The organism is Aeromonas sp. S41-2 (genome assembly GCF_027705845.1).
In the GTDB taxonomy this organism is placed as follows: domain Bacteria; phylum Pseudomonadota; class Gammaproteobacteria; order Enterobacterales; family Aeromonadaceae; genus Aeromonas; species Aeromonas hydrophila.
In genome coordinates this window covers 45,515-58,430 of sequence record NZ_JAPDCG010000013.1, presented here as the reverse complement: position 1 = coordinate 58,430, position 12,916 = coordinate 45,515, and the positions used below count along the sequence as shown (strand labels likewise).

At 61.7% G+C, this 12,916-nt stretch carries 11 protein-coding genes; 5 read left to right on the top strand and 6 right to left on the bottom strand.

The features are described from left to right. Window positions 1-379 precede the first annotated feature (379 nt). Complete coding sequence (locus tag OKC44_RS20455) at window positions 380-1,036, bottom strand: OmpA family lipoprotein (RefSeq protein WP_011704158.1); 657 nt, start codon at window positions 1,034-1,036, stop codon at window positions 380-382. 252 nt (window positions 1,037-1,288) lie between these two features. Here OKC44_RS20455 and OKC44_RS20450 point away from each other — a divergent pair, with 252 nt between their 5' ends. Then, window positions 1,289-3,325: a bacteriohemerythrin gene (locus OKC44_RS20450; protein WP_270814822.1), complete on the top strand. Its 2,037-nt coding sequence runs from the start codon at window positions 1,289-1,291 to the stop codon at window positions 3,323-3,325. A gap of 77 nt (window positions 3,326-3,402) precedes the next feature. Here the strand turns inward: OKC44_RS20450 and OKC44_RS20445 are convergent, their stop codons facing one another. After that, complete coding sequence (locus OKC44_RS20445) at window positions 3,403-3,984, bottom strand: DNA-3-methyladenine glycosylase I (RefSeq protein WP_270814821.1); 582 nt, start codon at window positions 3,982-3,984, stop codon at window positions 3,403-3,405. A 209-nt stretch (window positions 3,985-4,193) separates the two neighbouring features. Between OKC44_RS20445 and glyQ the strand changes: the two genes are divergently transcribed. After that, on the top strand, window positions 4,194-5,117 hold the full coding sequence (glyQ, locus tag OKC44_RS20440; protein WP_005339464.1) for a glycine--tRNA ligase subunit alpha: 924 nt from the start codon (window positions 4,194-4,196) through the stop codon (window positions 5,115-5,117). A 9-nt stretch (window positions 5,118-5,126) separates the two neighbouring features. Then, the gene (glyS, locus tag OKC44_RS20435) at window positions 5,127-7,196 is read left to right on the top strand and encodes a glycine--tRNA ligase subunit beta (protein WP_270814820.1); all 2,070 of its coding nucleotides are present in this window, start codon (window positions 5,127-5,129) and stop codon (window positions 7,194-7,196) included. A gap of 192 nt (window positions 7,197-7,388) precedes the next feature. On the opposite strand, the gene OKC44_RS20430 is transcribed toward glyS, so the two are convergent. Then, entirely contained in the window at window positions 7,389-8,045 is a 657-nt protein-coding gene (locus OKC44_RS20430; RefSeq protein ID WP_270814817.1) for a hypothetical protein, read from the bottom strand. A gap of 258 nt (window positions 8,046-8,303) precedes the next feature. Then, a complete protein-coding gene (locus OKC44_RS20425; protein ID WP_270814815.1) occupies window positions 8,304-8,810 on the bottom strand; it encodes an AAA family ATPase in 507 nt (168 codons plus the stop codon). A 230-nt stretch (window positions 8,811-9,040) separates the two neighbouring features. Here OKC44_RS20425 and OKC44_RS20420 point away from each other — a divergent pair, with 230 nt between their 5' ends. After that, the gene (locus OKC44_RS20420) at window positions 9,041-9,445 is read left to right on the top strand and encodes a g-type lysozyme inhibitor (RefSeq protein WP_073348582.1); all 405 of its coding nucleotides are present in this window, start codon (window positions 9,041-9,043) and stop codon (window positions 9,443-9,445) included. 111 nt (window positions 9,446-9,556) lie between these two features. Then, window positions 9,557-10,036 (top strand): DM13 domain-containing protein, encoded by a 480-nt coding sequence (locus OKC44_RS20415; protein WP_270814813.1) that lies wholly within the window; start codon window positions 9,557-9,559, stop codon window positions 10,034-10,036. Window positions 10,037-10,126: 90 nt separating this feature from the next. Here OKC44_RS20415 and OKC44_RS20410 read toward each other — a convergent pair whose 3' ends face one another. Continuing rightward, window positions 10,127-11,353, bottom strand: a complete 1,227-nt coding sequence (locus tag OKC44_RS20410) for an aromatic amino acid transporter (RefSeq protein WP_270814811.1) — start codon at window positions 11,351-11,353, stop codon at window positions 10,127-10,129. 287 nt (window positions 11,354-11,640) lie between these two features. Next, the gene (locus OKC44_RS20405) at window positions 11,641-12,858 is read right to left on the bottom strand and encodes a 4Fe-4S binding protein (protein WP_270814809.1); all 1,218 of its coding nucleotides are present in this window, start codon (window positions 12,856-12,858) and stop codon (window positions 11,641-11,643) included. Between the last annotated feature and the right edge of the window lie 58 nt (window positions 12,859-12,916).

Here is a 12,916-nt window from a genome sequence, read left to right as displayed (position 1 = left end):
AAAGCGGGATGCCTGGCTCCCCTGATGCCGACACAGCCCCGGTCCGTGCCTGCGTGCAGGCCCGCCTGGCCCACGAAGGCTACAAGGTCGAAGTTCAGCTGACTGCAGCTGTCTAAGCAAAACGGGATGCCTGGCTCCCCTGATGCCAACACAGCCCCGGTCAGAGCCTGCGTGCAGGCCCGCCTAGCCCACGAAGGCTACAAGGTGGAAGTGCAGCTCACTGCAGCTGTCTAAGAGGCAGTTATCCCCTCATCTCCGGCCCTTCTCCCACAAGGGGAGAAGGGAGCAAAGAACAAGGTGCCATTGCTCGCAACGGCTCCAATACAAAAGGCCCCGCCATCGCTGGCGGGGCCTTTTTCATGGCTGCGAACCGGACTGCTTAGGCGGTCGGGGTCAGGGTGATGGTCACCCGACGGTTCTGGGCCTTGCCTTCGGCGGTGCTGTTGGTGGCTACCGGCTGATCCGGGCCCACGCCGCTGGTGGAGATACGGCTGCCGGTCACACCTTGGCCGATCAACTGGGCGGCGACGGCATCGGCGCGCTGGGCGGAGAGCTTCATGTTCAGCTCGCGGGAACCTGTGCTGTCGGTGTGACCGACCACGTTCAGGCGGGTCTTGTCGAACTCACCGACCACCATGGCCACGCCGGACAGGGTGTTGGCACCGGCCGCTTTCAGCTGGGCGCTGGAGCTGTCGAAGGTGACGTTGTTCGGCATGTTGAGGATCAGCTGGTCACCGTTGCGGGTCACGCTGACACCGGTGCCCTGCAGCTTCTCGCGCAGCTTGGCTTCCTGCACGTCCATGTAGTAGCCGATACCGCCACCCAGAGCGGCGCCGGCAGCCACGCCGGTCAGGATCCCCTTCTTGCGGTCACCCTTGCTGGAGGAGAGCGCGCCCACGGCAGCGCCAGTGGCCGCGCCAGCCAGCGCGCCCCAGGCGCCCTTGGAGGTCTGGGATTCGCCAGTGTAGGGGTTGGTGGTACAGCCGGTCAGGGCTACGAGCAGGGCAACGGCGGGAACAAGTGTCTTGAAATGCATGAAAAACCTCTAAAAAAACCGACTCAAATCCAAAGAGGGCGCATTCTACCCCAGAGGTGTGCCAAGGTGTGACGTTATCAACATCACGCTCCTCTCTGCCCACCCCCCAGTATCTGCAGGCCGGCTGGATGCCGCCTGAACCGGTAACCGGATCAAGCTCGCAACTGTGACCTATCTCCTTGTGCAACGGACCAAAATGCGCCCCCTTTGGCTACTATTGAATGCACCATCAATAGTGCTCAGAGGTCTCTCATGTCCGCACTGCTTCGCAACGTCTCGATCCGGCACCTGCTGTTGAGTGCCAGCCTCATCATTCTGATCACCATGGCGCTGGCCGGGCTCTGGCGCAGCAGCCTGACCGCCCGCCTCGGTGAGCTGCCCAACCAGCTCATCGTCAGTGCCAACGAGCAGATCGCCCTGCAGGAGCTGCGTTATCACACCACCCAGGTCCAGCAGTTCCTGACCGATGCCGCCGTCTCCGGCGAGATGGACTCCATCGGCGAGGCCGAACAGCATGCCCAGGCGGCCCGCCAGTTGCTGGAGCGGCTGCCGCAGCTGAAAGCGCCGCTCACCCCGCTGCTGGCCCGCCAGCTGGAGATCGGCAAGCGGATGGTGGATATCTATCTGAAAGAGGGGCGCGAGGCCGGCAACCAGCTGATGAAGCAGCCGACCGAAGGGTTTGACGCCCTCACCGACAACATCGCCAGCCAGGTCGAAGCGGTGCTGGAACAGCAGCAACACCAGTTCCAGCAACGGGAGCAGGATATCCGCGGCCAGAGCGAGGCCCTGCAGCATCAGGACATGCTGCAGCTGGCCGTCAGCCTGGCCATCATCCTGTTGATGCTGCTGCTCATCTACTTCAAGACCGTCGGCCCGCTGCAACATCTGATGGGTCAGCTGGTCGAACTGGCCAACCACAGCCACAACCTCACCTTCCGGCTGCACAGCCAGGGCAAGGACGAGTTCGCCTATCTGGCGGAGGTGTTCAACCGCTTCCTCGGCAATATCGACAGCCTGATCGGTACGGTGCAGCAGGTTTCGCGCAAGACCCACGACAAGATGGCCCTGCTGATGTCGCACTCCGGCAGCACTCTCAGCAGCATGCAGCAGGCCCAGCAGAACACCGACATGCTGGCGACCGCCATCAACGAGATGACCGCCACCGTCCACAACATCGAGCACAACACCGAGCAGGCCAGCCAGGATACCCTGCTCACCCAGCAGCAGGCCCACGACGGCCAGCGGCAGGTGAGCCAGACCATCTCCCTGATCCGGCAGGTGGCCGACCACATCGAGCAATCCGCCGGGGAAGTGACCCAGCTGGATCAGGAGAGCACCCAGATCGGCAACATCCTGCAGGTGATCCGCACCATCTCGGAACAGACCAACCTGCTGGCGCTCAACGCCGCCATCGAGGCGGCCCGCGCCGGTGAGCAGGGCCGCGGCTTCGCGGTGGTCGCCGACGAGGTGCGCCAGCTGGCAACTCGCACCCAGGCCGCCACCGTCGACATCCAGCAGCGTATCGAGGCGCTGCAGCACAACACCCGCCACGCGGTGACCACCATGCACACCACCCGCAACGTGAGCGAACAGGCGGTCAACCAGGCAGCGGGTACCGGCGAGACCCTGACCTCCATCGTCGAAGCCATCACCCGGGTCAACGACATGAACGGCCACATCGCCACCGCCGCCGGCCAGCAGGCCCAGGTCACCGAAGAGACCAACCGCAATGTGATGGAGGTCGCCAGCATCGCCCGCGAATGCCTGGAGCTGGCGCGCCAGAGCCGCAGCCACACCCGGGACATGAACCAGGCCAACGAGGAGATCGGCCTCATCAGCGATCAGTTCGACGTCAGCAAGGCAGGCTCAGCCAGCCAGGATCAGGAGCTGCTGCACTGGAACGAGGCCTTCATGGTGCAGGTGCCCAGCATGGACAGCCAGCATCTGGGCTTGTTCGAGGCGATGAACCGGCTCTACCAGGCGGTGCTCGACAAGAGCCCGGCCCAGCTGCGCAAACAGCGGCTCGACGAGCTGCTCAAGCTCGCCACCCAGCACTTCGCCGACGAGGAGCGCGTGATGGAGCAGGCGGGCTACCCCGAGCTGCGCCGCCACAAGCAGGAACATGCCCGGCTGCTGGCGGAGCTCGACACCCTGATGCAGCGCAACGGCACGGATGACGAGGAGTTCAACATGGAGCTGCTGGTGTTTCTCAAGAACTGGCTGCTCAACCACATCTCCAAGGTCGACAAACAGTACTCAGGCACGCTGCGTCAGGCCGGGATCGCCTGACGGACACCATGGCTGACGCCATGCCGATATGCAAAAGGGAGGCATCAGCCTCCCTTCTCTTTTGCCTTGCGCCCGGTTTATTGGCGCGCAGGCTCCTGCTGGCACTCGGCGTGGCAGGGGCAGGTCACCAGATGATCGTTCACCATCCCCACCGCCTGCATGAAGGCGTAGCAGATGGTGCTGCCGACGAAGGTGAAGCCGCGTTTCTTGAGCGCCTTGGACATGGCATCCGACTCCGCTGAGGTCGCCGGAATGTCGCCGTTGCCCTGGCGCTGGTTGACGATGGGGGCGCCGCCCACGAAGCCCCACAGATAATCGACAAAGTCGACGCCTTCAGCCTCCAGCGCCAGATAGGCGCGGGCATTTTTGATGATCGACTGCACCTTGAGCCGGTTGCGGATGATGCCGGTGTCCAGCATCAGCCGCGCCACATCCTGCTCATCGAACTGCGCGATGCGCACCGGATCAAAATCCGCATAGGCGCGATGGTAGCTCTCGGTGCGCTTCAAGATGGTGATCCACGACAGCCCCGCCTGCTGGCCGTCGAGGCAAAGCTTGGCGAACAGCTCGCGGGCGTCATACACCGGCCTGCCCCACTGTTTGTCATGGTATTCGATGTATTCCGGGTCCTTGGTCACCCAGGCGCAACGCAACTCCATTCCCTCTCTCCTGTCATTTCATCCAATCCCCGGGGTCGATGCCAACCCGGGCGTGGGAGTGCCGACAACCCCTCCCGCCCAGGCCCGGCGCAGCGCCATCACATTAATCCGCTGTAATTTCGCCTATTATCCGACCATGCCAGACGGTATACTCCTTCGGTTCACATTCAGCAAATCTTGCTCTGATTTCATTTCGCGCGAAAAAAATTATGCAAAAATTCGATGTCAAAACCTTTCAGGGCCTGATCCTGCAGCTGCAGGACTATTGGTCCCGCCAGGGCTGTACCATCATTCAGCCGCTGGATATGGAAGTGGGTGCCGGTACTTCTCACCCCATGACCTGCCTGCGCGCCCTGGGCCCCGAGCCCATCGCCTGCGCCTACGTGCAACCGTCCCGCCGTCCGACTGACGGCCGCTACGGTGAAAACCCGAACCGCCTGCAGCACTACTATCAGTTCCAGGTGATCATCAAGCCTTCCCCCGACAACATTCAGGAACTCTATCTGGGCTCCCTGAAAGAGCTGGGTATGGATCCTGAAATCCACGACATCCGCTTCGTGGAAGACAACTGGGAAAACCCGACTCTGGGTGCCTGGGGTCTGGGTTGGGAAGTGTGGCTGAACGGCATGGAAGTGACCCAGTTCACCTACTTCCAGCAAGTTGGCGGCCTCGAGTGCAAGCCGGTCACCGGCGAGATCACCTACGGTCTCGAGCGTCTGGCCATGTACATCCAAGGTGTGGACAGCGTCTACGATCTGGTCTGGTCTGACGGCCCGCTGGGCAAGACCACCTATGGCGACGTGTTCCACCAGAACGAAGTGGAGCAATCCACCTACAACTTCGAACACGCCGATGTGGAGTTCCTGTTCCACTGCTTCGAGCAGTACGAGAAGGAAGCCCAGAACCTGCTGGCACTGGAAAAACCGCTGCCGCTGCCTGCCTACGAGCGCATCCTCAAGGCCGCTCACTCCTTCAACCTGCTGGATGCCCGCAAGGCCATCTCGGTCACCGAGCGTCAGCGCTACATCCTGCGCATTCGCACCCTGACCAAGGCCGTGGCGGAGGCATACTACGCCTCCCGCGAAGCGCTGGGCTTCCCTATGTGTCAGCGCAGTGAGAACAAGCAAGGTTAAGGAACGGACATGGCACAACATACATTTCTGGTAGAGATCGGTACTGCTGAGCTGCCGCCCAAAGCCCTGCGCTCCCTGGCCGAAGCCTTTGCCGACAACTTCAAAGCCGAGCTGACCAAGGCCGATCTGGCCTTTGGCGACGTCGAGTGGTTTGCCTCCCCGCGACGTCTGGCGCTGAAAGTGAGCGAGCTGGCTGGCGAACAGCCGAGCAAGAGCGTCGAGAAGCGCGGCCCGGCCGTGGCGCAGGCGTTCGATGCCGAAGGCAAGCCGACCAAGGCTGCCGAAGGCTGGGCCCGTGGCAATGGCATCACCGTTGAACAGGCCGAGCGTCTGGTCACCGACAAGGGCGAGTGGCTGGTGCACACAGCCAAGGTCGAAGGCCGTCCGGCCGTCGATCTGCTGGGCGAACTGGTTAACCAAGCGCTGGCCAAACTGCCGATCCCGAAGATGATGCGCTGGGGCGACAAGACCATCCAGTTCGTGCGTCCGGTCTTCACCGTGACCCTGCTGCTGGATGGCGAGCTGGTTCCCGCTCACATTCTGGGTATCGACTCTGCCCGCACCCTTCGCGGTCACCGCTTTATGGGCGAGAGCGAGTTCACCATCGACAACGCCAGCCAGTACCCGCAGATCCTGCAGGAGCGCGGCATGGTGATTGCCGACTTCATGGCACGCAAGGCCAAGATCAAGGCTGACGCCGAAGCGGCCGCTGCCGCCTTCGGTGGCGTGGCCGATCTGGACGACGCCCTGCTGGAAGAAGTGACCGCACTGGTCGAGTGGCCGGTGGTACTGACCGCCAACTTCGAAGAGAAGTTCCTGGCCGTGCCGGCCGAGGCGCTGGTGCACACCATGAAGGGTGACCAGAAGTACTTCCCGGTCTACGACAAGAACGGCAAGCTGATGCCGAAGTTCATCTTCGTCACCAACATCGAATCCAAAGACCCGAGCCAGATCATCAGCGGCAACGAGAAGGTGGTTCGCCCCCGTCTCTCTGACGCCGAGTTCTTCTTCAAGACCGACCTCAAGCAGACTCTGGCCTCCCGCCTGCCGCGCCTTGAAACCGTGCTGTTCCAGCAACAGCTGGGCACCGTCAAGGCCAAGGTCGAGCGCATCGAGACCGTCGCCGGCTTTATCGCCGAGCGCATCGGCGCCGATGTGGCTCAGGCCAAGCGTGCCGGTCTGCTCTCCAAGTGTGATCTGATGACCAACATGGTCGGCGAGTTCACCGACACCCAGGGTGTCATGGGGATGCACTACGCCCGTCACGATGGCGAAGACGAAGCTGTTGCCGTGGCCCTCAACGAGCAGTACATGCCGCGCTTTGCCGGTGATGCCCTGCCGTCCGGTCTGGTTGCCTGCGCCGTCGCGCTGGCCGACAAGTTCGACACCCTGGCCGGTATCTTCGGCATCGGCATGCTGCCCAAGGGTGACAAGGACCCGTTCGCCCTGCGTCGCGCCGCCATCGGTGCCCTGCGCATCATGACCGAGAAGCAGCTGGATCTGGATCTGGTTGAACTGGTTGAAGAAGCGGTACGCGTCTACGGCGACAAGCTGACCAACAAAACCGTCGTCACCGACGTGGTCGACTTTATGCTGGGCCGCTTCCGCGCCGCCTATCAGGACGAAGGCATCGGTGCCGACGTGGTGCTGGCCGTACTGGCCCGCCGCCCGACCCGTCCGCTCGACTTCGATCGCCGGGTCAAGGCCGTCAGCCACTTCCGCACGCTGGATGCCGCCCTGGCACTGGCTGCCGCCAACAAGCGCGTGAGCAACATTCTGGCCAAGGTCGAAGGCGAGTTGCCGACCGCCGTCAAACCGGAACTGCTGGCCGATGCCGCCGAGAAGGCGCTGGCCACCCAGGTTGCCGAACTGCAAGCCGAACTGGCCCCGCTGTTCGCCGCCGGTGACTATCAGGCTGCCCTCACCCGTCTGGCCGCCCTGCGCGAGCCGGTCGACACCTTCTTCAACGAAGTCATGGTGATGGCCGACGACGAAGCCCTCAAGGCCAACCGTCTGGCGCTGCTGAACAACCTGCGCAACCTGTTCCTGCAAGTCGCGGATATCTCCCTGCTGCAGTGATGTTGGTTGAGTAAGTGATATTAAAAACGGCGCCGTAAGGCGCCGTTTTTATTGAGTCCTTACCAATATATTTAACATTCACTAATAAAACAGGAAGTGTGGCGATTAAGAAGTGATCAATGGCTCTACCTAATAGGTCCGCCCATGCGATGTAGAGTGCCAGTTAGTTGGTCTGAGTTGGAGTCTCCATGATCACTTCCATGGACTTTTTTGAATCACTCTCAAGGGAATGAAATTCATAATAAATCGCTTGAGGCATCCAAGGTCAACATAATCTCTAAGGGCTTTTGTAAACTCTTGTATCTCAGAAAACTTATTTTTAAGGTGCCTATCATATTCGAGCCTTAGCCCTGTTAATTCCCACTCCTGCTCACCGTGGGAGGCTTTTCTAATCTCTATATCTAGCCTAGCTCTTTGTTCTAGCATTGACGCTAGTTGCGCATGATGTGAGTTCAATGCTGTGGTTTGCATGCGGATTAAAAAAAACTCTGCAGGTCTAAATTTTGCAGGTGCATAAAGTAACGTATTTTCGTAGTCTTGCAGCAAAGCAAGACCATTCAATGTGAATTTTCCCCGAGAAGATAATCCATCTATCTCATTATCTAGAACACCTATATTAATTTGACATCGCATGATATTAGATTCGGTTAAATCATGAATTTGCATTCTGACCGACTTGTTATAGCTTAATTTATTCAGAAATCCCGAGAGAAGCGATACAAAGATTGTAAGTAGTGCGCCGACCACCGCACCTAATAAAGCGGCAAAGATCGTGAGGTATAAGTTTGATGATTTTAATTGCACTGATAACTCAAAAATGAATTGTCTTATAAAATCAACAATATCCATAATTGCTACTCATATCCCTGAACACATTTAATAAAAACACATTAACACAATTAAAAACTGTGACACCTACCTATTTTTCCCTCACCCGAGCAGCCCGTAGGTTCGATTAGCCGTCAGGCGTAATCGGACATTCGCGTAGATGGATTCTCCCACCATAACGGCCAGCCTAATTCTCTCCTCCGGCTGGCCGCCGCTGATCCACGGCAACAAATGCAATCAAAGCCTCTCGTTCGTCCGATTACGCTGCGCTAATCAAACCTACGATTCCTGTGCCAACGCGGCGACAATCTTTTCCACGCTCTGGGTGACCGACAGGGTGGCGCTATCCAGCACCAGACGCTTCCTGTCCCAGGGTTGATAGTCGCGCTCGATCACCGCCTGCCAATCCGGCAATGCCAGCCCCTCGATATCCATCGTCCGGTTCTCGACCCGCTCGCGATGCAGCTTCGGATTGGAGCAGATCACCTCGATATCGAGACAGGGCACCCCGACCGAGAGGGCGATGTCGTGGTAAGCATCCCGGGTGAGCTGTATGGGGTTAACGGAATCCGTGATGACGATCGAGCCAAGTGCCAGGTTCTCTCTGGCCAGCTCATAGGCAACGAAATACCCGGCGGGCCCCATCTCCTTGTTTGTCTGGTCGGCGTCACGAATGGCCTGCTCTATGGTATCAATGCGCAGGTAGACGGCGCCCAGCCGCTGGGCCAGCGCTCGTGCGATGGTGCTTTTCCCGCTACCCGGCAAACCACTGAAGATGATCAGCATGTTCCATTCCCGTGATAAAAGAAGAACCCGAGCCATAGGGTATCGGATTGCCATCGCGCCCACAGCGTCTGATCCAAAGCTGCACGGGATATTCCCGCCAGGTATCTCACCCGTTCATGCCAACTCGGCCGGGACGATACCTCTGACCCGGGTAGGCAGCCCACCGAATTGGGCATATCTTGTCGGGGCGGCTCTGCCAGGGTGACAGGGCCCCTTCACGAGGTGCAGCGATGAAACGAGCAATCCAGGCCGCCCTGCTGGCCGTCACCATGGCCGCCGGTGCGCAGGCCGCCGACAAGGTCACCACGGTTCCGGTGCAGTTTGCCAAGGGGGCCCACAGCGCCCAGCTCAAAGGCAGCTTCACCGGCTATGACACCATCCATTACACCCTGGTGGCCAAGGCGGGCCAGACCATGACGGTCAAGATCGGCGGCAGCAGCAACGCCAACTTCAATGTCTTCGCCCCCGGCGCCCAACCCGGCCAGGCCGAGGCGATCGGTCGCAACGATGGCGATGGTCAGTGGCAAGGCGCCCTGCCCACCTCCGGCAAGTACCTGATCCAGGTCTATCAGATGCGTGCCTCCGCCCGCCGCGGCGAGCAGGTGCCCCACACCCTGGCGGTCAGCATCCAGTAAACCCCGCCCACGCTATGCCCGTGCAACCACCGTCATGCCCATCCCGGGGTAGGCATGACGGCGGCCTGCTGGTAGGGTGGTGCCATCAATTAATCAACGACCGAGACAGTCATGCAACGCAAAACCCTGGCCCTGCTGCTGGCTAGCCATCTGCTGGTGGGCGCCGCCGGCTTTGCGGCCGGCATCTATGCCCTGCCGATCCTGATCGCACCACCCGCCCCCGCCAACGAGCAGGTTGCCGCCCGGCAGGCTCAGGCCAGTTTTCACGGCACCTTTCGCCGGGATCTACAAGACAGCGACCGGCTGCACTGGGGCGAAGGGCCGGTCAGCATCGGGCCCGATGCCATCAGCCTGATGGGCAAGCTGGCGCCCGGCCCCGACTACCAGCTCTACCTGTCACCCACCTTCGTTGAGACCGAGGCCGACTTTGCCCGCCTGAAGGAGAAGATGGTGAAAATCGGGCCGGTGAAGACCTTCGACAACTTTATCGTCCCCCTGCCTGCCGATGTGAACCCGGCCGACTACGACAGCGTGATCATCTGGTGCGAGACCTTCGGCCAGTTCATCACCGCCGCCCGCTACCGGCAGTAGCACCACAGGTGGCCGCCTGCGCTGCATCATAAAAAAACGGCGCCATCAGGCGCCGTTTTTTGTCGCAGTCTGCCGGAGCAGGCCGGGGGATCAGCCGGTGTAGACGGGCAGCATGCCCGCCATGTTGAGCAGGTGGAACGCCGCGGTCAGTACCCCGAACAGGAAGACGCCGGCGATCATCGGCATGCCGCCCGGCGCCCGGAAGCCCCCCTGTTTGTCCCCTTGCTTGCCCTTGCCGGCGCGCACCTTCCAGGCCAGCAGGGCCGGGATGATGCAGGTCCACAGGGTAGCCACGGCGCCCGCGTAACCGATGGCCATCAGGAAGCCGAACGGGAACAGCAGGGAGAGCAGCAGCGGCGGCAGGAAGGTGGCCGCCCACGACTTGGCGCGGCCGCCTCGGCCGTTGTCGAACTTGAACAGATCCGCCAGATAGTCGAACACCCCCAGCCCCACCCCGATGAAGGAGGAGAGGATGGCAGCCATGGAGAAGAGGTTGAGGGCGCTGGCGACCGCCTCGGATTCGATCACCGAGGCCAAGGCCTTGAGCAGCACGTCGACGTTGCCGCCCTGGGCTACCACGGGGCCGAACTCGCTGCGCGGCAGGTTGCCGAACACGCTCACCAGCCAGATGAGGTAGAACAGCAGCGCGATGGCGGTGCCGCCGAGGATGGCGTAACGGGCGCGGCGCTCCTCACCGTAGTAAGCGCGCATGGACGACACCGAGTGGTGATAACCGAACGAGGTGAGCGCCACCGGCAGCATGGCCAGCGCATAGGGGGCATAGCTGGCGTGCTCGCTCAGGGTGTCGAACAGCAGGGTCGGCTTGATGTTGAGCGACAGGCCAGAGATGCCGAACACGAAGCTCAGCCCCATGGCGATGACCAGCACCACTGAGATGCGATCCACCGCCCGGGTGGAGTGCCACACCAGGCCGGAGAAGCCCAGGGTAAACAGGATTGAGCCCCACTGGCTGCCGATGCCGGTCATGCCGTCGATGATGAGGCCGGCCGAGGTGATGTAGGCGTAGAGCAGGATGCCGCCGACGAAATAGACGGTAAGGTTGTTGAGGGCGTTGAGCTTCTCCCCCAGCAGTTCGCGGGTAACGGTATCGAACGACACGCGCAGCGGATAGCCCTGATAGGACTCCAGCAGCATCCAGCCGGAGAGCGTCATCACGATCATGGTCAGGGTGATGGCCAGCACCGACCAGATGGTCCAGGCGCCCGCCCCCGCACTCGGCAAGCCCAGCATGCCGGCCCCTACACAGACGCCGGCAATGATGCATGCCCCGCCCACCAACGATGGTTTCTGTCCCATTTACTTCTCCAAAGACGATTGTGGATCTGATCGCGACCGCGGACCGTTGCATTTGCTACGCCGGTTGTCATGGTAGATCGCGCTCATCTAGGTGCCGGCGCCCGGCGCTAGCTGCTTCGCAAGGGAAGCAAGGTGCGCTCAAGGCGGGCTGCCGGCCCGACACGGCAGCAGGGCCGCATGTCGGGGAAGGGACTTTACCCTGCTACTCCTCAGGTATCAAATGCGGGTGCATGTTCAGGCTGCCCAACGGGCCCTTCGCAGACAGCCTGCAACTGGCTCCTTGTGACTCAATGAGTGAGTTGCGGCAATAGTTGCAGCAGGTGGGCGCGATCTGCCAGCGGCGTCTGGCTGACCCAGATCCCCAGCAGGCCGTAAGCGAGCAGCGGCAGCACCAGCAGCAACAGGCAGAGCAGCCCCAGCAGCTGGCGAGGCGCGAGCCGGCGCCCCCGCGTGCCCAAGTGCAGCGCATCGGCCCGCTTGGGGCAGGCGGCCACGCAGCTCAGGCAGCTGGTGCACTCGAGACTGCGCACCGCGATGAGCTGGTGCACCTGGATGCGCGACGGGCAGGCCCGGCTGCACTTGTCGCAGTCGTGGCCCGCACTGCGCAGGCAGCGAGCCGGGTCACGGCGAATGCGCAGTGGGGTCAGCAGGCCGAGCAGGGCCAGCCAGGCGCCATAGGGACAAAGGTAGCGGCAGAACCCTTGCCGGAAGGTGGCAGTGAGCAGCAGCACCCAGCCAAGGCACAGACCCGAGACCAGGGTCAGGTTGAAGAAGAAGGCCCCCATCTTCATGTCCGCCGCCTGATGGTAGGGGCTGGTGAAGTAGCCGGGCAGGGCGGCGCTTGGCACCGCGATCAGCACGATAAACAGCAGAAAGGCGAGCACCAGAAACTTCTGGCCACGCAACACGACATCAAGCCAGCGCGGTGGCGTCCACTCCCCCGCCAGCCATCGACTGCGCAGGCCGTGCAGCCACTCGCCTACCAACCCGAGCGGGCAGAACCAGGCACAGAACGCCCGCCCCAGCAGCAGGGCCGACAGCGAGAGCACCAGCACGGTGACGGTGGCCGCCGGATGGTGCGGATCCACCAGCCCCTGCCCGAGCCAAGCCCGCAGCCCGAGCCCGCCGGCGATGGGCAGGAAGCCGTCCACCACATCCGGGCGCAACAGCCAGGGTCTCATCCCCTGCCCCAGCTGCCAGACATGCAGGCCGTATTGCAGCGTCACCAGCCCCCAGCAGAGCAACAGCAGCTGGCGCGTGCGCGTCCGCAGCCACTGGCTGTCGAGCGCCTCGAGGGCGGGCAGCGGCCGCCGCTGGTGCCAGAGGGCAAGCACCCCGGCTACCAGCCCCACGCCGAACCAGAGCAGGCTGTCCGCCGCCAGCAACCAGAGCATGAGCAGCAGGCCGAGGGCAAGACGCCACTGCCAACCCGATCGCGCCTGCCACGCCAGCAGCACCAGATAGGCCAGGCCGGCGGCCATGGTCACGGCTTCGATCACGCTCATGTTTCCCTCACTGCCTCATCTACCACTGGCGGCAAGGATAACGGACATCTGAATTGAT

What these genes read in the sequence shown, in the direction of transcription:
- glyQ (WP_005339464.1), top strand. Translation starts at nt 4,194, where the DNA reads ATGCAAAAATTCGATGTCAAAACCTTTCAGGGCCTGATCCTGCAGCTG.
- OKC44_RS20445 (WP_270814821.1), bottom strand. Translation starts at nt 3,984, where the DNA reads ATGGAGTTGCGTTGCGCCTGGGTGACCAAGGACCCGGAATACATCGAA.
- glyS (WP_270814820.1), top strand. Translation starts at nt 5,127, where the DNA reads ATGGCACAACATACATTTCTGGTAGAGATCGGTACTGCTGAGCTGCCG.
- OKC44_RS20410 (WP_270814811.1), bottom strand. Translation starts at nt 11,353, where the DNA reads ATGGGACAGAAACCATCGTTGGTGGGCGGGGCATGCATCATTGCCGGC.
- OKC44_RS20450 (WP_270814822.1), top strand. Translation starts at nt 1,289, where the DNA reads ATGTCCGCACTGCTTCGCAACGTCTCGATCCGGCACCTGCTGTTGAGT.
- OKC44_RS20455 (WP_011704158.1), bottom strand. Translation starts at nt 1,036, where the DNA reads ATGCATTTCAAGACACTTGTTCCCGCCGTTGCCCTGCTCGTAGCCCTG.
- OKC44_RS20420 (WP_073348582.1), top strand. Translation starts at nt 9,041, where the DNA reads ATGAAACGAGCAATCCAGGCCGCCCTGCTGGCCGTCACCATGGCCGCC.
- OKC44_RS20425 (WP_270814815.1), bottom strand. Translation starts at nt 8,810, where the DNA reads ATGCTGATCATCTTCAGTGGTTTGCCGGGTAGCGGGAAAAGCACCATC.
- OKC44_RS20405 (WP_270814809.1), bottom strand. Translation starts at nt 12,858, where the DNA reads ATGAGCGTGATCGAAGCCGTGACCATGGCCGCCGGCCTGGCCTATCTG.
- OKC44_RS20415 (WP_270814813.1), top strand. Translation starts at nt 9,557, where the DNA reads ATGCAACGCAAAACCCTGGCCCTGCTGCTGGCTAGCCATCTGCTGGTG.
- OKC44_RS20430 (WP_270814817.1), bottom strand. Translation starts at nt 8,045, where the DNA reads ATGGATATTGTTGATTTTATAAGACAATTCATTTTTGAGTTATCAGTG.